The sequence below is a fragment of the Cellulophaga baltica genome (genome assembly GCF_900102165.1).
Lineage (GTDB): Bacteria > Bacteroidota > Bacteroidia > Flavobacteriales > Flavobacteriaceae > Cellulophaga > Cellulophaga baltica.
Map to the genome: position 1 here is coordinate 51,318 of NZ_FNBD01000008.1, position 22,254 is coordinate 73,571.

Annotated in this window: 14 protein-coding genes; 11 read left to right on the plus strand and 3 right to left on the minus strand. The window is 35.3% G+C overall.

Annotated elements, in window-relative coordinates:
* The first annotated feature begins 69 nt into the window (after positions 1-69).
* The 9 genes from BLQ19_RS14275 to BLQ19_RS14315 all read left to right on the plus strand — a co-directional run bounded on the left by BLQ19_RS14275 (position 70) and on the right by BLQ19_RS14315 (position 14,456).
* Positions 70-303, plus strand: coding sequence for a hypothetical protein (locus BLQ19_RS14275; RefSeq protein WP_024480698.1), 234 nt, complete (start codon positions 70-72; stop codon positions 301-303).
* Positions 304-313: 10 nt separating this feature from the next.
* On the plus strand, positions 314-2,641 hold the full coding sequence (locus BLQ19_RS14280; protein WP_074538797.1) for a periplasmic nitrate reductase subunit alpha: 2,328 nt from the start codon (positions 314-316) through the stop codon (positions 2,639-2,641).
* Positions 2,642-2,644: 3 nt separating this feature from the next.
* On the plus strand, positions 2,645-3,361 hold the full coding sequence (locus tag BLQ19_RS14285; RefSeq protein ID WP_074538798.1) for a cytochrome C: 717 nt from the start codon (positions 2,645-2,647) through the stop codon (positions 3,359-3,361).
* A complete protein-coding gene (locus BLQ19_RS14290; RefSeq protein ID WP_029446394.1) occupies positions 3,351-3,980 on the plus strand; it encodes a multiheme c-type cytochrome in 630 nt (209 codons plus the stop codon). Before BLQ19_RS14285 ends, BLQ19_RS14290 begins: the two co-directional genes overlap by 11 nt.
* A gap of 10 nt (positions 3,981-3,990) precedes the next feature.
* Positions 3,991-5,121, plus strand: coding sequence for a 4Fe-4S dicluster domain-containing protein (locus BLQ19_RS14295; protein ID WP_074538799.1), 1,131 nt, complete (start codon positions 3,991-3,993; stop codon positions 5,119-5,121).
* A gap of 90 nt (positions 5,122-5,211) precedes the next feature.
* Positions 5,212-6,447, plus strand: coding sequence for a sulfate reduction electron transfer complex DsrMKJOP subunit DsrP (gene dsrP / locus BLQ19_RS14300; RefSeq protein ID WP_074538800.1), 1,236 nt, complete (start codon positions 5,212-5,214; stop codon positions 6,445-6,447).
* A gap of 184 nt (positions 6,448-6,631) precedes the next feature.
* The gene (locus BLQ19_RS14305; RefSeq protein WP_074538801.1) at positions 6,632-11,608 is read left to right on the plus strand and encodes a translocation/assembly module TamB domain-containing protein; all 4,977 of its coding nucleotides are present in this window, start codon (positions 6,632-6,634) and stop codon (positions 11,606-11,608) included.
* Positions 11,609-11,622: 14 nt separating this feature from the next.
* Positions 11,623-13,938 carry a translocation and assembly module lipoprotein TamL gene (gene tamL / locus BLQ19_RS14310; RefSeq protein WP_074538802.1) on the plus strand — a complete coding sequence of 772 codons (2,316 nt, stop codon included), beginning with the start codon at positions 11,623-11,625 and terminating at the stop codon, positions 13,936-13,938.
* 26 nt (positions 13,939-13,964) lie between these two features.
* Positions 13,965-14,456, plus strand: a complete 492-nt coding sequence (locus BLQ19_RS14315) for a CIA30 family protein (protein WP_074538803.1) — start codon at positions 13,965-13,967, stop codon at positions 14,454-14,456.
* Positions 14,457-14,506: 50 nt separating this feature from the next.
* Here the strand turns inward: BLQ19_RS14315 and BLQ19_RS14320 are convergent, their stop codons facing one another.
* Positions 14,507-15,034, minus strand: coding sequence for a glutathione peroxidase (locus BLQ19_RS14320; protein WP_074538804.1), 528 nt, complete (start codon positions 15,032-15,034; stop codon positions 14,507-14,509).
* A gap of 179 nt (positions 15,035-15,213) precedes the next feature.
* Here BLQ19_RS14320 and BLQ19_RS14325 point away from each other — a divergent pair, with 179 nt between their 5' ends.
* Entirely contained in the window at positions 15,214-16,470 is a 1,257-nt protein-coding gene (locus BLQ19_RS14325) for an NAD(P)/FAD-dependent oxidoreductase (protein WP_074538805.1), read from the plus strand.
* Positions 16,471-16,618: 148 nt separating this feature from the next.
* Here BLQ19_RS14325 and BLQ19_RS14330 read toward each other — a convergent pair whose 3' ends face one another.
* Entirely contained in the window at positions 16,619-16,846 is a 228-nt protein-coding gene (locus BLQ19_RS14330; protein ID WP_024480687.1) for a hypothetical protein, read from the minus strand.
* Positions 16,847-17,186: 340 nt separating this feature from the next.
* A complete protein-coding gene (locus BLQ19_RS14335; RefSeq protein WP_083332260.1) occupies positions 17,187-18,980 on the minus strand; it encodes a hypothetical protein in 1,794 nt (597 codons plus the stop codon).
* 400 nt (positions 18,981-19,380) lie between these two features.
* On the opposite strand from BLQ19_RS14335, the gene BLQ19_RS14340 reads away from it, so the two are divergent.
* A complete protein-coding gene (locus BLQ19_RS14340) occupies positions 19,381-22,227 on the plus strand; it encodes a DUF2135 domain-containing protein (RefSeq protein WP_074538807.1) in 2,847 nt (948 codons plus the stop codon).
* Positions 22,228-22,254: the final 27 nt, after the last annotated feature.

The following is a 22,254-nucleotide window of genomic DNA, read 5'->3' on the forward strand; positions in this document are numbered from 1 at the left end:
ATTTTTGCTAAATAGTTAGTGTTTTGTTAAAAAAACAAGCCACTTCGTTCTTAATTCAAATTATTTTGTATGCCAATTAAAAGTTATCTAGTCCATCCTATCCTAGGAAAAAAAGAAGAGTTAATGACAGCCTTAAAAGGTTTTGGACAATGCGAAGTACTTCCTGCAGAAAATCAAAATGTTTTAGCATTAGTCACTGATACTCAAGACGAAAAGGAAGAAGAAATTCTAAAAGAAAAAATTGAAGCTTTAAGTAGTCTAAAATTATTGGCTCTAGTTTCTGGTTTTAACACCCCTCAATAATTATATAGCTATGTACGATTCTGTAACAAATAGAAGGAGTTTTATAAAAAAAATGGCCATGATGTCTGCAATTACTGCAGCTGCATCAATGTTTCCTGGAATTATTTTCGCTAGCGAACAGGAAGAAGGGATTCCTGAAAATGCCAACCTTGATTGGAAAAAAGGGCCTTGTAGATTTTGTGGTGTTGGTTGCGGAATTCTTGTAGGTACTGAAAATGGAAAAGCTGTAGCCGTTAAAGGCGACCCTAACTCCTCTGTGAATAAAGGTCTGTTATGTGTAAAAGGGTATCACCAAATTATGTGTATCCAATCTAAAGATAGACTCACGCATGCCTTGGTAAAGAAAAATGGAACCTATGTTCAAACGCCTATAAGTGAAGCTTTAGATTTAGTAGCTTCTAAAATGAAGGAAACCATCGCTGCTCATGGTAAAGATTCTGTAGCCATGTATACTTCTGGACAATCTACGATACCGGAAGGCTATATCGCCTCTAAATTTATGAAAGGCGCCATTGGTACTAATAACCTAGATTGCAATGCACGGTTGTGTATGGCAAGTGCGGTTACTGGTTTCTTGACCTCTTTTGGTGCAGATGAACCTATGGGTTGCTATGAAGATATAGATCATGCTGATTACTTTGTGACTTGGGGAAATAATATGGCTGAGATGCATCCTGTATTATTTTCAAGAATGCTAGAACAAAAAGCTGTACGCGGCGCTAAAATTATAGATTTCGCCACACGTACTACGCGCTCTAGTACTGCTTCAGACCGTTCTATTTTATTTGAACCTCAAACAGATTTGGCTGTAGCAAATGCTATTTGCTATGAAATTATAAAGAATGGATGGGTTAACAAATCATTTGTAGAAAAGCACTGTACTTTTAGCAAAGGGCTTACTAATATTGGCTATGGTTTAGAAGATAAATTTAAGTTTACCGATAAACCAGAGGCTATAGATTTTGAAGCCTATAAAGAATTTTTAAAAGACTATAGTCCAGAAAAAGTAGCCAAATACTCCAAAGTATCTGTAAAAGACATCAAATATTTAGCCGCTATTTATGGCGACCCTAATAAAAAAGTGGTCTCTTATTGGTGTATGGGAATGAACCAACATACGCGCGGGACTTGGATTAATAATCTTGTGTACAATATTCATTTACTTACAGGTAAAATATCAAAGCCAGGAAACGGACCATTCTCTTTAACAGGGCAACCCTCTGCTTGTGGTACTGCTCGTGAAGTGGGAACCTTTACACATAAACTGCCACATGGCGTTGTAACCAACAAGAAAGATAGAGAAATGGCTGCTAGAATATGGAAAGTTCCTGTAGCGCGTATTCCTGCCAAGCCTACCTACCATGCTACAGAAATGTTTAGAGCTGTAGATCGTGGCGACATTAAATTTATTTGGACACAAGCAACCAATCCTTTGGTCTCCTTACCAAAAACCAGTCGTTACCGACCAGCAATGGAAAAGAAATCTTGCTTTGTAGTGGTTTCAGACGTATTTCCTACGCCTACCTCAGATGTCGCTGATGTTATTCTTCCTGCTTCATGGCATATAGAAAAAGATGGTTTATACGGTAATTCTGAGCGTAGAACGCAACATTGGAGTAAAATGGTAGAAGGGCCTGGCGATACGACTCCAGATGCTTGGATGTTTATTGAAGTAGCCAAAAGAATGGGTTACGGAGATTTATTTCCTTATAGTAAAGAGAATCACGTAGAAGAAATATATAATGAATACCGACAATTTCATGAAGGTGCCAAACATAATATGGCTCCTCTTGAAGTTTTAAAGAAAGAATCTGGAGCTATTTGGCCCTATGTAAATGGGAAATCTACCCAATGGCGTTACAATGCTAAATATGATCCTGCTTGTTCTAATGGAGAAGATTTTCATTTCTATGGAAAACCAGATGGTAAGGCCGTCATATGGCAACGTCCTTTTGAAGACGCACCAGAGAAACCAGATCAGGAATACCCATTTTGGTTAAACACTGGTCGTGTTGTAGAGCACTGGCATACAGGATCTATGACGCGTAGAATTCCAGTATTACATCAAGCTATGCCAAATGCCTATGTAGAGTTTCATCCAGACGATGCGAAGGTTCTAGGCATCAGAAACGGAGAAAATATCAAGGTTACCTCTCGTCGTGGTTCTTGTACATTACCGGCATCTATCAACGAAAGAGGTTTACCTACTAAAGGACAAGTATTTGTTCCATTCTTTGATGAGAATATGCTAATCAATGATGTTACCTTAGACTCCTTCTGTCCTATTTCTAAAGAACCAGATTACAAAAAGTGTGCGGTTAAAGTTGAAAGAGTATAGACTATGAAAAAAAGACTTGGAATCATATCGTTTTTTGTAGCCATCTTTATAGCGTTCATCGTTATTTGGAATTATAGCTATCAAGTAGGTTTAGAAGAAGCCTACACTCCTGTCATTGAAACTCCTACAGGGAACTTCATTCCATCAGAAAGTGGCGCTTTTAGACGGTTTGATGATGCAGGCCTAGATTATTTTAATATGCCTGTTGATGAAGATCACCAACGATCATTAGCTACTTACTACAACCATAGAGCGTATCCCGGTGCACCTCCAAGCATTCCTCACCCTGTTGCTAAAGAACGTAGCTTTGGAGGTAATACTTGTATTCAATGTCATCAAAATGGAGGGTTTGTAGCCAAGTTTGATGCGTATGCTCCCATTACTCCGCATCCAGAAATGGTAAACTGCCGGCAATGTCATGTAACAAAAAACACCAATACCACTTTCAAAGATTTTAACTTTTCTAAGCCAAAACCTCCTGAAGTGGGTCTAGGAGCAAATAATGCTTTAGTTGGGAGTCCGCCAATGATTCCTCATCAACTACAAATGCGAGAAAGTTGTATTTCATGTCATGGAGGACCTAGTGCTCCAAAAGAAATAATAGTATCTCACCCTGAACGGATAAATTGCAGACAATGCCATTTACCAAAGACCAATGCGCAACCAAATGTGGACACCAGTACATTTCTAAGACAATTTGATCAATTAAATGAAAAATAGAACGCTAATATATTACGTAGTATTACTTCTAGGAATATCCTTATTCTCTTGCAAAGAAAAAGACGGGTATCACTCCATATCGGACAAGATAGAAGGAGAAAGTAGACCTTATCACGGCAACCTTAGTTCTGAAGATTTGCTTATGGATACAGAACTCATACAAATAACCGAAGGAGAATTTACATTTCTTATTCCAGAACGAAAAGGACAGATAAAATCTTTTGCCTGTATCGAATGTCATAGCAAACCCGTTTCGCAAATGAAAGGAACAACCGCTCAAAAAGCGCATTGGGACATCACATTAAATCACGCCAATAGTGATGCGATGGATTGTGCTACATGCCATAACGGGGAAGACATGAATAGCTTAAATACCCTAACAGGTAAGAATATAGATTTCAACCTAAGTTATAAACTCTGTGCACAATGTCACTCAAGTCAATTTGAGGATTGGAAAGGTGGTGCACATGGTAAAAAAGTAGCGGGCTGGGCTCCTCCAAGAGCATCAAACACTTGTGTCAACTGCCATAATCCTCACAGTCCAAGCTTTGAAACAAGATGGCCCGTGCAATACAATACTCAAAAAGGAATAGAACGTAAAGAAGGTTTAGATCACTAAAAATAAAGGTATGAGCGAAAATAAAAAATGGTACTCTTTAGATTTAGGTCTAAATAAAACTAAAAAATCTTCTGGAACTTGTGGTTGTGGTAATGCAGAAGGTAGTTGTAGCAGCACACCTAAAAAAGAAGAAGAGTTAAGTCCTGATGAATTTTACGAAGCAGCGATCAACGCTTCTATCGGAGAAGAAAGACATAAAGATGGTTTTGATCAAGTCTTTGATGTAAAAATGGACCGTAGAAGTGCTTTTCGGAAACTTACCGCTAGCCTGCTTATTGGAGCTGGCGCCGTAAGTACTTCTTGCAGCGTAACTACCGGTGACAAAAGCAAAGAAAAAGCACAGATTGATTGGGAAGAGCAGTTTAAAGGAAACTATAAGCTGATGACTGATGAAGAAAAGCAAGGGACAATAGAACGTTTAATGCGCTCTTACGAATTAAGAACAGATAAAAACATAAGCATGACCGCAGAAAATGCGGCCGAAGATGTACTTTTTGGATATGCTTTTAATATTTCTAAATGTCAGGGCTACATGAATTGTGTAAGCGCTTGTGTGGAAGAAAATAATCAAGATCGCAACTCTGAAATGCAATACATCCGTATTCATGAAATGAAAGACGGAGAAGGTTTTAAGTTTGATAAAGCAGACGATAATTACTACCATGAGGTCCCTGCCGAAGGTCATTTTTATATGGGAACGCAATGTTTTCATTGTGACAACCCTCCTTGTGTAGAAGTTTGTCCTGTACAAGCCACTTGGAAAGAAGAAGATGGTCTTGTGGTTATTGATTATGACTGGTGTGTAGGCTGTAGGTATTGTATGGCAGCTTGTCCATATGATGGGAGAAGATTTAATTGGAGTAAACCAGAGGTTCCAGAGAATGAGGTAAACAAAAATCAGCATTACCTAGGAAACAGAATGCGTAAAAAAGGGGTTATGGAAAAATGTACCTTCTGTGTGCAACGTACGCGTAAAGGTAAAAACCCAGCCTGTGTAGAGGCGTGCCCAACAGGCGCTAGAATTTTCGGAAATCTTTTAGATCCCAAGAGTACCATACGATGGGTCTTAGAAAATAAAAAAGTCTTTAGACTTAAAGAAGATTTAGGAACAGAACCCAAGTTCTGGTACTTCATGGACTAATACAAAGCAGGTTAACAACAGAAAATATATAAATCGTAGTGCTCAGAATAACAATTGATTCTTAGGCAAATTGATTTTAAATAGCATATAATGGGAATATTTAAAGTATTTAAAAGTTTAGTAATCGATAGTTTAGATACTATTACTAAAGGATCTGCTAAGTACCATCTTTGGATGGGGTTCTTAACACTCGTAATGCTAATAGGCATGTATTGTTATTCCATTCAACTAGAAGAAGGGCTGAGCGCTACAGGAATGTCTGATCGTGTGAGTTGGGGGCTCTACATCTCTAACTTTACGTTTTTGGTAGGTGTTGCGGCAGCTGCCGTCATGTTAGTGATGCCAACTTATGTATTGAAAGATATCGATTTTAAACAAGCTGTATTAATTGGAGAAGGACTAGCGGTCGCCGCTTTAATAATGTGTTTAGCTTTTGTCGTTGCAGATATGGGCGGACCTTCCGTACTATGGCACATGATTCCTGGAATAGGTGTTTTTAACTTCCCCAATTCCATGCTAACTTGGGATGTTATCGTGTTAAATGGATACCTTTTCATTAATATCAGTATCCCATTTTACATCCTGTTTAAACACTATCAAAATAAAGAAGCAAAGAAAAGTGTTTATGTACCCGGAGCCATTCTATCTGTATTTTGGGCTGTAGGCATACATTTAGTAACTGCTTTTTTATACCAAGGATTACAAGCACGTCCTTTTTGGAATAATGCGTTATTAGGCCCTCGTTTTTTAGCGTCAGCATTTGCTGCTGGCCCCGCTTTAATCATTTTAGTACTAGCAGTAATACGTACATTTACTGCTTTTAAAATAGAAGATAAAACCATCAAAAAAATAGCAATGATTGTTACTGTGGCTGCACAGATAAACCTAATAATGCTTGTTTCTGAGCTATTTAAAGAGTTTTATGCGCCCACGCACCATAGTGAAAGTGCTTATTATTTGTTTTTTGGCTTACACGGAAAAACAGCATTACTTCCTTGGATTTGGACAGCGATTCCTATAAACGTATTAGCTACCATAATTCTTACTTTTAATAAATTTAGAAATAACCTTAAAGTACTATATGTATGTTGTGGACTCTTATTTGTTGCCATATGGATAGAAAAAGGCTTTGGATTAATTGTTCCGGGCTTTATTCCTGGACCTTACGGTAAAATAGTAGAATACTTACCTTCTGGAATAGAAATAGGCGTTACCATTAGTATATGGGCTTTAGGAGCCTTTGTATTTACCATCCTTGCTAAAACAGCTATTGGTATTGAATTAGGTGAGTTGCGGTATAAAGATAAGAATGCAGAAAACGTTTAATTCAACTAGAGTCTCATGATAAGAATAACATCGTGGAGCTTGTAAAAAATACATTTAAATAAAGATAAAACGGAAAAAAAAAGCTTACTCGGAGCATTGAACTCATAGACAATGCTATTGCGTTAATCTAATGAGGAGTAAAGCACATATCTTAAATTAAAATTACAGATATTTGCCACTTCAAATGGGAAAGAAACAAAAAGGAATTCTGAAGCGAATACTCAAAGTTTTTGCTATACTTCTACTGCTTTTTATAAGTATTATACTATTTATAAGAAGCCAGTGGGGACAAGATATTATCGTGTCTAAAGTTGTTAATTACGTTTCTAAAAAAACCAACACGATCGTAGAAATAGATCGGCTATTCCTGACCTTCTCAGGAAATCTTTATTTAGAAGGACTCTACCTCGAGGATGTCAAAGGAGACACACTCATCTACTCCAAGAGCTTAGAAGCTAACGTACCTTTATCACCTCTAGTTTTTGGGAATGACATTGAACTTAAATCGTTAATCTGGGATGGCGTAAAAGCGAATATTAGTAGAGCAGAAAAGGTAGAAACTTTTAATTTCAATTTCTTACTTGAGGCTTTTGCGGCAACAGATACGGTCACAACTACACAAGCATCTGCCCCCGTAGCTTTTACAATTGGAGAAGTTTCTCTTTCCAATTTTGATGTACGATACACGGATGGGTTTTTAGGCATCGAAAGCGCTATTAAATTAGGAAAACTCCAAGTGGATATCGATGAAATGGTATTAGAATCTATGAAGTTTAAGCTTGAAAATGTAATGCTGTATGATACCGATATCACGTATAAGCAGACGAAACCGTTTCCTGAAGCTAAAGATAGTACAGCTACCCAACTACCCTACATTGCTGTTGAGAATTTTAAACTAGAACAAGTAACTGCTCAATATAATTCTATTCCAGATCAGCTCACTAGCAGTGTTAAAATTGGACAATTTAACCTAGATTTAGAGACCGCAGATTTAGCAAACAACGTATTTACTGTCAATGAATTAAAATTAAACAATTCAACTATTAGTTTACTAACAGAAAATCAAAACTCCACCACACCAATTACGGAAAAAACCGCTACAAATAGCACAAAATTTGAATGGCCTAACTACATCGTTCAGGTGGCTAAAATAGATCTTAACCACAATAATATAAACTTGAAGGTAGGACAACCAACGATTACTCCAGGAGAATTTAACCCAAGTGACATCGCAATTTCCAATCTGAATTTTACTACTGAAAACCTTAGCTACAAAGCAAAACAGATGAAGTTGTCTTTAAAAACTTTTTCCTTCAAAGAACAAAGTGGTTTTCAGTTAAGAAATCTAGCTTTTAACTCCAGTTTAAATGCAACATCTACCGCGGTCTCAGACCTAGAACTAAAAACAAATAGGAGTATTATTCATGGTGATGCATCTATCAAATACAATTCCATACAAGAATTACTAGAGGCACCCGAAAACTCAGTTATCGCTGTGTCATTTCCTGAATTTATTCTAAATCTTGATGACGCCTATTACTTTCAAACCAATTTAGCTCAAAACGAGACTATCAAAAAAGCCGCTTCAAAACCATTTACAGGGAATTTAAATGCTTCAGGATCCCTTTCAACACTTGCTACTACCATGAAACTTAATTGGGGAGAACACACGCAATTAACTGCTAAAGGAGAGCTTTACAACCTGATGAATCCAGATGCCTTATCTTTTGATTTCAAAACACTTAAAGCTACGTCTATTAGGAAAGACATTCTTACTTTTATTTCAGAAACGGACTTAGGTATATCTATTCCGAAAACCATACAATTAGACGCTATTGCTATCGGCTCTACAGAGCACATAAAGGGAAACATAGCGCTAAAAATTCCCGAAGGAACTGCAAAAATTCTAGGTGAGTTTAGCGCCAAAAATTCAATGTCCTTTTCAGGTACATTAAGCCTGGACAATTTAAGATTAGATCAGCTACTAAAAAATAATGAATTAGGTGGCATTTCCATGACTATGGACTTGAAAGGCAGTGGCAATAGTTTAAATAGCTTAAATGCTGATCTAAGAACTAACTTCACACAATTAGATTTCAAGGATTATGATTTTTCTAACCTAAACCTATCCGGTAAAATCGTGAGAGGAAAGGGCGTTATTAACGCCGACTTTAAGGATCAAAATTTAAACCTTGAAGCAAATGCACCAATTCATCTAGACTCCATCAATTCAAACCTAAAATTGAATCTAAACCTTATAGGTGCCGATTTGTATGCTTTAGGAATCACCCAAGAAAACATTAAGGTGGGTACTAAATTGAATGCGCGGTTTAGCGGAAACCTTACAGATTTTGAATTGAACACCTCTGTTTTAGAAAGTGTCGCAGTGTATGACAATGAACAATATCATATGGATGCGATAGATCTAAAAGCGATCATAAACACCAACAGCTCTAAGGTAAATATTGATAGTGATTTCTTAACTGGACAATTAAATTCTAACGGTTCGCCAGAAATGGTGTATACCGCATTACAAAAGCAGTTTGAAGCATATTTTACTGATAGCACAGCCATAGATACTACAACCAACCCTATTGTTCTTTCTATGAATCTAGCTTTCAGGCCTACTCCTATTCTCACTGAAGTGTTTTTAAAAGATGTAGATAAATTAGATACCATTACTATGAAGGCTAATTTTGACGCTAGCGCTAAGAAGCTAAATGCTGTATTGTTTATACCTTCCGCAAGTTACAATGGCAGTACTATTGATAGCCTTAGCGTTTTAATAGAGGGCGATTCTACAGACTTAAATCTTAAAGCAGGGTTTAGCGCCCTATCTTCCGATCCTATCTTAATTAAAAAAACGGTATTTGAAGGAACTGTAAAAAACAATGCACTGCTTACTGAATTTACATTTTTTGATGATGGTACGACCTTAGCTCATATCGCCACAGAAGTAAGATTCTCTAAAGATACAACCAAGCTTCATATTAATCCTTCTGGGCTAATTTTTAATAGAAAGAATTGGACTATTCCAGAGGATAACACCATAGCTATCGGTGAAAATATTTTGAATTTTAAAAACATAAGATTCACCAAAGAAAATCAAGAATTAAGTTTAAGTAATACTATTGAAGGAATTGATAGTGAACATTTTGGAATTACATTCAATAATTTCAAACTACAAACGTTCTTAAGCCTTTTAAACCCCGACGAAGCTTTAGCTTCAGGGAACATAAATGGTAGTTTTGTCATTGAGAATCCGTTTGAAGCTAGTGGAATTATAGCCGATTTTAAAATTAACGACCTAAAAGCCCTTCAAAATCCGTTAGGAAATCTTAAACTCAAAGCTACATCAACTAGTAATACTGCTTATGATTTTGATTTAACGCTAAAAGATGGTGGTATAGATTTAGATCTTACTGGAGATTATACCGCAGCAAAGAGTGGCGCCCAACTTAACTTAGACTTAGAGCTAAACAAAGTATCTCTTAAAAACATTGAAGCATTTTCCAAGGGAGCTATTACCAATTCGGAGGGGTTTATTTCTGGTAGCGCCAAAGTACGCGGAACAACTACCAACCCAGAATATGAAGGAGTTTTTAATTTTAAGGATGCCATCTTTAATGTTGCCGAGCTGAATTCAGTTTTCAAAATCACCGATGAAAAGCTAAAAATAAATACTAGTGGTTTGTATTTAGATAATTTTGAAATCAACGATTCTAAAGCCAATAGTTTTGTTTTAAATGGCACTGTTCTGACAGATGATTTTACAAATCCATCATTTGATTTGGGTTTAAAAGCAGATGCGTTTCAAGTTATAAACTCCACCAAGGAAGACAATGAATTGTTTTATGGCCAAGCCAGTATGGATGCGGATGTAAAGATCAATGGGTCTTTAAGTCTTCCCGTGGTAACTGGTTCCCTAAAAGTTAGAAAAATTACTGATATTACGTATGTAGTACCAGAATCGCAATTAGATGTAGAAGAACGAGATGGCGTTGTCATTTTTGTCAATCAAGAAAATCCAGATGCCATTCTTACAAGAAATGATGAAGAAGAGACTTCTTCCCTATTTAAAGGTTACAAAGTAAATACCGTGTTGGAGATTGCTGATGATGCCATCTTCAATGTCATTATTGATAAAAAAACAGGAGATAACCTTCAGGTTTCTGGTGATGCTGCTTTGAATTTTAGCGTGGCCTCTAATGGCACCATGAGTTTATCGGGTAGGTACGAATTAAAAGATGGCCATTATGAAACAAGCCTATATAATTTAGTAAAACGAAAATTTGATATTAAGCCCGGTAGTACCATTACTTGGTTAGGGAGCCCTACTGATGCAAAACTAGATGTTACTGCCATTTATAATGTAGAAGCTTCTGCAAGCCCTTTAATGTCTAGCGTAACCTCTAGTGAAGACGCTAGTGTTACCTCAAAATACCAACAAGTACTTCCATTTATGGTGTATTTAAATGTAGATGGGCAATTGCTAACACCGGAGATTTCTTTTAATTTAGACATGCCAGAAGATTCGCAAGGTTCGCTAAGTGGTGCTGTATACAGCCAAGTACAACAGCTTAACGACCAAGAATCGGAATTAAACAAACAAGTATTCTCGTTACTAACCTTAAATAGATTTTTCCCTACCGCAGGAAGTGACGGTAGTAGCGGTGGTACAGCTACCATTGCACGTAACAATGTAAATAAGGTGCTTTCAGGACAACTAAACACCTTTTCTAATAAACTCCTAGGGAATACAGGTTTTGACCTCGATTTTGATTTGGATAGTTTCACTGATTATCAAGGTGATAGTCCCCAAGATAGGACCCAATTAAATATCAACGCTCAGAAAAAACTTTTTGATAATAGACTAATTGTAACCGCAGGAAGTGCCGTAGATGTAGAAGGTAGCGCCCAAGCAGGACAAAGTGAGACGCCAATTATTGGTAATGTAAGCTTAGAGTACTTACTGTCTGAAGACGGTAGATACCGATTAAAGGGGTTTCGTAAAAATGAATATCAAAATGTAATTGACGGGCAGCTTATTGTTACAGGAGTCGCTTTAATCTTTAATAGAGAGTTTAACAGTTTTAGTGAGCTATTCAATCCTTTGAAAAAAGATACGGAAGAAAAGAAAATTACGAAAGAAAATAAATAAAACCAATCATCCCATTGAAAAAAAACGCAAGATATCGCTCCTTATTCATCCTAATACTCACCCTAGTAGTATACTCTTGTGGGGTTTCGAAATTTATACCAGAAGACGAAGTTTTATATGCAGGTTCAGAGATACAAATAGAAACAGAAGAGGATACTGTAAAAATTAATCAAGTAGCTGAAGAATTAAATACATTAATTCCTCAAGAACCTAATACCAAGATATTAGGAATGCGACTTGGTTTATACTATCACTTTAAGGCTGAACAAGAAAAGCCAGGCTTCTTAAACAAATGGTTGAATAAAAAAATTGGTGAAGAACCTATTTATCTTTCTGATGTTGATCCGCAACGCGTAGAAAAATTAATTTTAAACAGGTTAGATAATAGAGGATTTTTCAATAGTAGGGTCACTTCACAAATAGACAAAACTCCCAAAACAGCTACTATTACTTATACAACAAAACTACCACGCCCTTATCGCCTAGAGAAATTTGACCTTCAAAAAGACTCGCTCCCTATTTATTCTGAAATTCAAGATATTTTAGCCAATACTCCCATAAAATCTGGAAATAGATTTGATCTGGAGTTAATGAAATTTGAACGCGAACGTATCGATAATCAACTCAAGCAACGTGGTTATTATAATTTTAATGCCGATTTTCTAATTTTTGAAGCGGACACTAATAGTTATGACACCCCTAAATTTGATTTATTACTCCGCTTAAAAAAGAATACTCCTTCAAAGTCTATTATACCTTATACGATAGATTCAATGACCGTATTCCCAAAATATACAGTGGGCGATACTACGTCTGTAGCTTATAACAGTATTGTGAATGGTATCAATTTTATTCAAGAAGAAGAATTTTTTAAGCCCAAGCAATTACAACCTTATATTCTCTTTGAAAAAGGACAAAAATATAACGCAAATACAGCAAGGCTTACTAGCAATAGGCTGTCATCTATCGGTAGTTACAAATACGTAAATATTCAATTTAAGGAAAAGGATACCATAGCAGGCAGTGATGGTTCCGGAGCTCTAGATATGGATATATTTCTTTCTCCACTTACGAAAAGATCCGTACGTGCAGAACTCCAAGGGGTTACTAAGTCTAACGGATTTGCCGGACCAGGAATATCTGTATCCTACAATAACAGAAACGTATTTGGGGCAGGAGAAACTTTGAGCATTACAGGTAGCTTTTCTTATGAAACACAACTATCCGGAGGAAGCAATACTGGCCTGAGTAGTATTGCTGGAGGATTAAAAACAGATCTAATTATACCGAGACTCGTACCTTTTTCTCCCAGCAGATTTAAGTACAACGTTCCGAAAACAAAGATTAGTTTAGGAGTTGATTTTCTGGATAGAAGTCAGCTATACACACTTACTTCTTTCAATACATCGTATGGATATACTTGGAATGCCAATAAATATGTATATCATGAACTAAACCCAATTAGTATTAATTACGTGAATTTAGCGAATACTACGGATGAATTTGATCAAATTCTAGATGACAATCCGTATTTAAAAAGTAGTTTTGAACAACAGTTCATTGCGGGTCTTAATTATAAATTTACCTATAATGAATTGGTAGATGAAAATAAGTCTCATCCTAACTATTTTGCCACGAGTTTAGATATTGCGGGGAATGCTTTAAATCTTTTAAATGGAGGCAAGGAAACCGCTTTCGGTCTAGATTATGCACAGTACGCCAAAATGGATGTGGATTTTCGCTATTACCTAAGGTGGAAAAATGAGCAAACGTTTATCACCAGATTGTATGCAGGTCTGGGTGTTCCGTATGGCAACTCCTCTACCCTTCCTTTCGTAAAACAATTTTTCTCAGGAGGCCCTTATAGCGTAAGAGCTTTTCAGATACGCTCTTTAGGCCCCGGTACTTTCGTCGCGGAAGATGATGATGATTCTTCCTATTTTGATCAATCAGGAAATATACAACTAGAGGGAAATTTAGAATACCGCTTTCCTATCTTCTCTTATCTAAAAGGAGCCTTATTTGCGGATGTTGGAAATGTATGGCTAACCTATGAACCTGAAATTTCTGAGGATGAGACCGACGAAGGGATTGCTTTAATTGAACGCTTAAAAACTCAGGGTAAATTTGACAAGGACTGGATCAAAGAATTAGGCGCTGGTGTTGGTTTTGGATTACGGGTAGATATACAAAGCTTTGTTATAAGACTAGATCTAGCTTCGCCAATACGCGTGCCCTACTTACCAGAAGGAGAGCGCAGCAGAGTCCCCTTTTTTGATGGAGGTGATGATAACCTAATGCTTAATTTTGCGATTGGATACCCTTTTTAAGAACTCTTACGAAACACGTGTTACCTATGAAACCTTTACCTGTCTATACTTTTGAAACCAACAAAATTACGTCACAATGGTCTGTGATAGATGATGCAGTGATGGGTGGAAAATCTTCTGGATCATTTTTCATCAATGAAAATGGTAAAGGAGTTTTTGAGGGAAATGTGTCTTTAGAAAACAATGGAGGTTTTTCTTCTCTACGGTATCAGTTTGCTACCATTGAAACATCCTCCTACACTAAGCTAAAAATAGTTTTAAAAGGAGATGGGAAAAGGTATAAATTTAGAGTAAAGGCAAAACAAACGGACAAACATTCTTATACGACTTATTTCAACACTTCTGGAGTATGGGAGACTATAGAAATAGCTTTAGATAAGCTAACTCCCGCCTTTAGAGGAACTTCCTTAAACCTACCCAACTATGATCAGCAAAGCATAGAAGAGTTGGCCTTTCTAGTAGGGAATAAAAAAGAAGAGCACTTTATTTTAGAAATTGACCGCATAGAATTAATTTAAAATCAAACAAGGGTTATTAATTTAGAAACCTCCCAGAAGCCACAAGAATTTTATTTTAAATGCTTTGTTATTTTTGAGCTTAAAGGCTTTGTAATAGAATAATAGTAATCTATAAATTGCCCTGCGTCATCTACTAAGTACTTTTGAAAATTCCATTTTACACTAGAGTTCTTTTTTCCATTTAATGATTTAGAAGTAAGCCAAGCATACAATGGATGTTGTTTAGCACCTTTTACTTCTATTTTTTCCGTAAGTAAAAACTTGACACCAAAATTTAAGCTACAGACTTCTTCAATTTCCGAGGCTTCACCGGGTTCTTGACCTCCAAATTGGTTGCAAGGAGAGCCCATGACAACTAAGTTATCTTTATAGGTATCACTAAGACTTTGTAATTCTTTGTATTGTTTTGTAAATCCGCATTCAGACGCCACATTCACAAAAAGTAATTTCTTTCCCTTAAAATCTTCCAAAGAAATTGGAACTCCGTTCAAATCATTAATAGGAATATCATAAATAGAATGATTTTTAAGAATATTTTCTTTCGCTGGAGCAATTTTAGCTTTAGTCGTTAACTTCATAATTCAATATTAAAATGGCCACACTTGGTACAACTTTACAGCACCAAAATACGATGAGATAGAAAATCACTATATCCTTAAAAATTAAAAAGCACAAAGTGATAAAATGATTCGTAAAGCCGTTTCAAAAATACTAATTTTGTTTATTATTACTTTTAAATAATTAAACAAAAATTAACATGAAACAACAGGAACCAAAAATACATATTATCGGTGCAGGCATAAGCGGTTTAATTGCGGCGAAGGTTCTTGAAGAAGCTGGCTTCTCTCCCGTTGTTTTAGAAGCTACAGACACTTTTGGCGGAAGAGTAAAAACAGAACTATTCCAAGGACACCAGTTAGATCATGGTTTTCAGGTGTTATTAACAGCTTATCCTGCTGCACAGAAATATTTAGATTACAAAGCTTTAGAATTACAGAAATTTTTACCAGGAGCTACAATTTTTAAAAATGCTAAACAGGTAAATATTGGAGACCCCCTTCGTGAAATCTCGTTGCTTTTTTCTACACTATTTTCTGATATAGGGAGTTTATCAGATAAACTCTTAATTTTAAAATTAAATAGTTTCTTAAAGAAAAAATCACTCTCAGCAATATTTTCTAGCAAAGAACAAACAACCTTAGCGTATTTGACCGATTTTGGTTTTTCTTCTAAAATGATTTCCAATTTTTTTAAACCATTTTTTAGTGGAATTTTCTTAGAAACAAATTTAGCCACCTCTAGCAGAATGTTTGAGTTTGTCTATAAAATGTTTGGAGAAGGTCATGCTGCCCTGCCCAAAGCTGGAATCGGAGCGATTCCGAAGCAATTATCTGAAAAATTAAAAAGCACATCCTTTAAATTCAATATAAAAGTTAAGATTGTAAATGATACTGAAATAGAACTTATCGATGGTACAAAATTAGCAACAGATTTTACCATTGTCACCACAGAACCCAGTAAATTAATCCCTAGACTAAAAAGTCAGGAAACGCAATGGAAGTCTTGTTATGCCTTGTATTTTGAATCGAAAAAAAGACTAATTCAAAAACCATTGATTGGTCTCATTCCTGAAAATAATACGCTAATCAATAATATTTTTTACCCTTCTTGTTTGGCTACTGCTATGACTACTACTAAAGAGTTGTTGTCCGTAACTGTCATAGATGCCCAGAATTTGTCTGAGGAAACACTCATTGAAAAGGTAAGATCAGAATTAAAAGAATACTGTGGTATAGAATCCCTAAGCTTCCTAAAATTATACCATATCCCCAAGGCACTCCCTAAATTAGATGAATTACGCTATGATATGCCTGCATCTGAGACTCGTTTAACTTCTGGAATTTTTCTAGCTGGAGACACCCAACTAAATGGCTCATTAAATGCTGCAATGTTATCGGGAGAAAGAGCTGCTTTAGGAGTTGTAGAAGCAATTTCAGGAACAATGTTATCCTAAGCAACACAGTACCTTTTAGAACCCTAAAGTCTTAAAAAGAGGAGATATCATCATCCCTTATCAAAGTAAGCAACGTTGCTTTAAACAGAATAATCCATCGATAGCATGGGCTACCGATGGATCATTTAATTTTAAAATTAATTTAATATTATATTCCTGAATCAGGCTTTCCTTTCAACCTAATCTCAATTTTTTTCTTTTTTACGGTTAATCTTTTCATTACCTCCATTAAACTTGCGTCTTTTGTTTCTTTATAACGCTCATTAATTGCTAAAATTAGTCGTTTTGCTTCTCTTGAAGCTACCACTCTATCACTCGTAGACATATGACTCATTTTGGCTTTTTCAAAGATTGTCGCTTCTTTTAAAATATCCATAGTTATTTTTGTTTATTCTTAAATAAATATAATTAAACAAAAGGCAATATACAACAAAGAAATAACGATTATGATTTTTTTAAGATATAAAAATGTGCTGTCCCTCCTGAAAAAGAAGAATATTGATCAAAAAAATATTATTTTGAAAACCTAAAACATTTTTTTTTACTATATGTAAAAATATAAAAGCTTCTCAAAAAAGACTGTCGTCCATTAAAGTTAAACAAGGAAAAACCCTACATTCATAGGGGTTCAAAGAATTGAGACTAATTTTAATTATTTAATTTCAATTGCGCTTTCTCCTCTTTATTTCCTCGTAAAGTTGTAATCACTTTTCTGTCTATACCATTAGTCGTTCTAAATTTAAATTATTTAAAATATTTTCACTTTTTTTCAATTCTAAAAGTACTTTTAAGTAAGAATTTTCAAATTCAGGCATGTTTGACTGAAATAGATTTTTGTAATACCCGATCCCTTCCTTTAAATTATTTGTAAAAAGAGAGAGGTATTTATGTTGTTTGGCATCTAAAATATTTCCTACCTCTTCTATCTTATTTTGTAAATATTCTACATAAATACCTAATTCTTTCACAAATATATTAGGACGATCCATACGATCCATAACATTGCGTTCGCCATAAATATGCCCAATCATTTCTTTTAAATTAATTACTTTAGAAAAGTATGCTAAATTTGGTCCAGGGCAAATAGAAACACCCTCTCCCTCTGTCTTAGTATCTAGATTATATTTGATCAATGCGGAAGTACCTAACCCAACACAAGTACATGATTTTTCGATGATTTTATTGTATTCCTTTTGATAAATTTCCGGCGCTAAATTTTCTTTTTCTAAGGCTGTAATTCTCAAATGTTGGTATTGTCTAGATGCGGTACAAACACCTGTGTCTGTAAGCTCTTTATTTAACGCTACGAATTTCTTAGGACAAGAACTTCCGGGCCTATTTTTGGCAATTAAAGCCGCTTTTTCTAGATCTTTAGTATTTCCTTTGAGGTTATGAAAAGGAACTCCTAATGGGGATATATTACTTAAATACAGATCGCTTTCTTTTGCTTTACTAATCTTTTCCAAAGTCTCGTCGTCTACTGTAGTAGCTTCTGGCACCAATAAAAATGGCGACCCCCAACCAATAGAATCAAGTTTATAATGCTTGCGTAAAAAATCATGCTCTGCTGCCGTCCCTACTCCACCTTGTGCTGTAAATTTTACAGGTAAAGATACTTCCGGAACCTGTCTATTTTTTAGCGTTAATGCTTTACTTAAAACTGCTGCAGTTTCAGCTATAAATTCTTCTCTTTGATCCCTAAACTGCGCCAATATGGGACCCAATAAATATCCGTCTGTAGCAAAGGCATGACCACCACAATTAAGACCAGACTCTATCCTATACTCCGATACCCATAGTCCCTTTTTAGCTAAAAATTTACCTTGTATTAATGCAGACCTATAGTCGCTTACTTTTAATACAATTTTCTTTTTTATCATTACGTTTTCGTCAGGATAAAAATCTTCAAATTCTTCTAAATAGCTATACAGTCTTGGATTCATACCCGCAGAAAATATAACTGATGAAACTAACTCGCTATTTGCATAGCCTCTAAGAGCTGCATGAGCATCATTATATATCGTAGGTAATTTTTCCTTTTTATAAATGTTCTCCTTATCTACTTTGGTCATTATATTCACATCAATACTACCCATTTTCAAATTTTCATCTAGAAAATTTTTCAATTCACTACGATCATAGTGTTTGCTTATAAGGGCATTAAACTGTTGCTTAAGAGAGGAAGTTTCTGGATAAAAATCAAAATACTGTTTTAAACTTTCGCTAACACCATTACTGATATCTTTAAGTTCTTTAAATTTATGCTGCGCGATTTCTTGAACTAAATTTAAATAGGAGCTTATTCGTTTAGCCCTAAAATCTTCACTATTTTCTGTAATTTCTTGATATGATTGATTGAAGTTTGTGGCATACATTTTTCTTAGCTTTTCTATTAAAATATCGTCTACCAAAGAAATAACAGAATCAATGCCTAAATGTGCAACTTTAATTGGAGTATCTATTGTAAAGCCTATTCCCATTACAGGAATATGAAAATTATGTGTTTTCATCATTATAGTACTATTATATATTCGAAATAATTAAGTTCAAAACTGGCACTAATAATAACCACAGTATATGATATTTATCATTTTTTAAAAGATGAAGACGCCTTATTAGAACAAAGTCGTCTAACCAAGATCGCTTAGATGTTATTCATAGTGTATTACAATACAAATGCTTAAAACTTTATCCCCAAAGTATATGACAACCTGATTTTCAAACTAGTATATCATTTAAAGTACCACAACAGATTACCATGTGTGACCTTTAACTAATTGAAATCTAGGCTCTTAATAATCTACCACCCCATTTCATAAGTATTAAATCCTATATTTATACCATAGCTGAATAAATGTTCGTTATAAGAAGGATTATTAGTCTCCCATTTTATAGAAAATCTAAAAAAATATGAATAAATATGCTACTTTCATTGTATTCTTAATGTATTCTTTCACTTTATGTGCTCAGGGAATTCCTATGATTAGCCCTGCAGAAAATGGAACTAATCCTATTGAATTAAGCAGTCTTCACATCAATGTTTTTGTGATTGATAATATGGCTACGACGACCTTGGAAATGCAATTTTATAATGACAACGACCGTGTGATGCAGGGAGAACTAAATTTCCCATTAGGAAATGGCGTAACCGTATCCCGTTTTGCTTTAGATGTAAATGGAGAAATGCGGGAAGGGGTTGTTGTTGATAAGGAAACTGCTACGCAAGCCTTTGAAGCGGTAACGCGCAGAAATGTTGACCCAGGTCTTGCTGAAGTTACTAAAGGGAATAATTTTAAGGCTAGAGTCTACCCTATTCCAGCACAAGGCTATAAGAAAGCCCTAGTTGCATTTGAACACGAGATTGATGGTGATGTAGATAATTTCATTTATCAGTTGCCGCTAAGCATCAAACACGTTCTAAAAAAGTTTTCGGTAAAGGTTGAAGTCGTCTTAAATAAACCTAAAATTATAAAAAGTAAAAGCCCAAAAATAAATTTAGATTTCACGGAAGCACGGAACTCCTATATCAGCGAATATCAAGAAGAAAATAAAACTTTAGAACGTCACCTTACTTTTGCTATTCCGAGGCCCAAAAAAGTCTCTAAAGTGGTTACCTATAAAGGAGCTGTTACATCAGATAACTATTTTTACAGCTATTTAAATATAAAACCGGAGCAGCGCGAAAAGAAAAAACCTAAGAACATTACGGTAGTTTGGGATGTTTCTTCTTCTGGTAAGGATAGAGCTATAGAGAATGAATTAGAAATTTTAGAAGGGTATCTAAATTGGATGCAACAGGGCCAAGTAAATTTGGTAACATTTTCAAACACCATACATACCACTACAAAGTACCAAATTGCTAATGGCATTTGCAGCCCACTTATTAGTGCCCTAAAAACAGTAAATTATGATGGGGGAACTGCGATTAACGCCATCGATTTTTCTAGCTTTAAATCAGAAGATATACTTTTATTCTCAGATGGAATTTCAACTTTCGGGACTAAAAATCACAAGAATTTTGAAGCTCCTATTACCGCTATAAATACAGCTGCTATAGCCAATCATTCTTTATTAGACTATTTTGCCGCGTGTACTAACGGTATATACATCAATGCTTTCGAGGCGTCCGTGAATCAAACGATTGAAAAAATAACTCAAGAGCAAAAGCAATTTATAAAAGCAGAATTTGATACTACTAAAATTAAAGAAGTCTTCCCGAATAGCGCCCAAAAGCTAAGAGATAATTTTAGTCTTTCCGGAAAAATTGAAGGGGATCAAGCTGAAGTAACCCTACATTTCGGGTTTGGAGATAACATCACAGAAATAAAGAAGATCATTATTGATAATAGTGAGGCATTAGATCATAATTTAGGGGAACGTATTTGGGCACAAAAAAAACTTAAGACTTTATTAGTACGTCAAGATGCAAGCACTATCCGGTCTCATGGAAAAAAGTTTAATCTCGTGACTCCTAATACCTCTTTAATTGTTTTAGATGACGTAGCAGATTATGTACACTATAAGATTGTACCTCCCTTATCATTACAAGAAGAATATTACCGCCGTATCTCGGCACAAAATGAACAAAAAAAGGATAGTAAAGCACAGCGTATTTCAAGCTTGTGTCAGGTCTTTAATGCTGATTTTGATTGGTGGAAAAACCCTCCTAGTAAAAAACCAGAACTCAAAAAATCTACTCCTTCAGAGTCCCGTTCAAGAGAAACTGTATCTGACAGAATAGCATCATCGCCTCAAGCCGATATGATAATGGAAGTAAATGAAATTGCTTCAGAAGACGAGCTTAGCAGTAAAAAATCTGAAAAACAAAGTAAACCTACCATAACTATTGTAGCATGGGATAGTAATGAGCCATATATCAACACCTTAAAATCAGTAGCCAAAGAAAATATATATGCCACCTATTTAACGCTTAAGGAAAAAAATAGAACTAATCCTTCCTTTTATTTTGATGTAGCAACCTATATGTTTCAAAAATCTCTGAGAGCAGAAGGTTTACGCGTTATTTCTAATTTGGCAGAATTAGAATTAGAAAACACCGAATTATTACGAACCCTAGGAAGAAAACTTTACGAGTATAATTTTTATAACGAAGCATTAGCCGTTTTTAAGGAAGTGCTTGAGACAAGATCTTTTGAGCCACATTCGTATATTGACTTAGGCTTAACCTATACAGAATTAGGAGAACATCAAAAAGCTGTAGATAACTTATACCAAGTGATCGCTAAAGAATGGGAACCAGAAAGCCTGGCTCGCTTCAATGGGATAGAACTAATTACACTTCATGATATAAATAATATCATAGCAAAGCATAAGGAAAAATTAGACATTTCGTTTATAAATCCATGTTTTATAAAGAATATGCCGGTTGATATTAGAATTATCATTGATTGGGACGCTAATGAAACAGACATTGATTTATGGATTACAGATCCTCATACCGAAAGATGTACCTATAACAATACAAATACCCGACTAGGAGGAAGAATATCTTATGATGTAACTCAAGGTTACGGCCCTGAAGAGTTTAGACTTAAACATGCTATAGATGGTGCTTACGGAATAGATGTTAATTTTTACGGTTCTAGAAAACAAACTGTTTTAGATAAAGTTACTGTCCGTGCATTGGTCTATACCAATTTTGGAACAAAAGAAGAGCAAAAAGAAGTATTAACACTTCAGTTGGAGCCTGCTAAGAATGGAGACTTTAACGTAGGAACTATAGAATTTAAGAAATAATTGAATAGCCTTAGGCGATTTTAATAA

What these genes read in the sequence shown, in the direction of transcription:
- BLQ19_RS14290 (WP_029446394.1), top strand. Translation starts at nt 3,351, where the DNA reads ATGAAAAATAGAACGCTAATATATTACGTAGTATTACTTCTAGGAATA.
- BLQ19_RS14325 (WP_074538805.1), top strand. Translation starts at nt 15,214, where the DNA reads ATGAAACAACAGGAACCAAAAATACATATTATCGGTGCAGGCATAAGC.
- BLQ19_RS14320 (WP_074538804.1), bottom strand. Translation starts at nt 15,034, where the DNA reads ATGAAGTTAACGACTAAAGCTAAAATTGCTCCAGCGAAAGAAAATATT.
- BLQ19_RS14335 (WP_083332260.1), bottom strand. Translation starts at nt 18,980, where the DNA reads ATGAAAACACATAATTTTCATATTCCTGTAATGGGAATAGGCTTTACA.
- BLQ19_RS14285 (WP_074538798.1), top strand. Translation starts at nt 2,645, where the DNA reads ATGAAAAAAAGACTTGGAATCATATCGTTTTTTGTAGCCATCTTTATA.
- BLQ19_RS14305 (WP_074538801.1), top strand. Translation starts at nt 6,632, where the DNA reads ATGGGAAAGAAACAAAAAGGAATTCTGAAGCGAATACTCAAAGTTTTT.
- BLQ19_RS14275 (WP_024480698.1), top strand. Translation starts at nt 70, where the DNA reads ATGCCAATTAAAAGTTATCTAGTCCATCCTATCCTAGGAAAAAAAGAA.
- BLQ19_RS14340 (WP_074538807.1), top strand. Translation starts at nt 19,381, where the DNA reads ATGAATAAATATGCTACTTTCATTGTATTCTTAATGTATTCTTTCACT.
- BLQ19_RS14315 (WP_074538803.1), top strand. Translation starts at nt 13,965, where the DNA reads ATGAAACCTTTACCTGTCTATACTTTTGAAACCAACAAAATTACGTCA.
- BLQ19_RS14280 (WP_074538797.1), top strand. Translation starts at nt 314, where the DNA reads ATGTACGATTCTGTAACAAATAGAAGGAGTTTTATAAAAAAAATGGCC.
- dsrP (WP_074538800.1), top strand. Translation starts at nt 5,212, where the DNA reads ATGGGAATATTTAAAGTATTTAAAAGTTTAGTAATCGATAGTTTAGAT.
- BLQ19_RS14295 (WP_074538799.1), top strand. Translation starts at nt 3,991, where the DNA reads ATGAGCGAAAATAAAAAATGGTACTCTTTAGATTTAGGTCTAAATAAA.
- BLQ19_RS14330 (WP_024480687.1), bottom strand. Translation starts at nt 16,846, where the DNA reads ATGGATATTTTAAAAGAAGCGACAATCTTTGAAAAAGCCAAAATGAGT.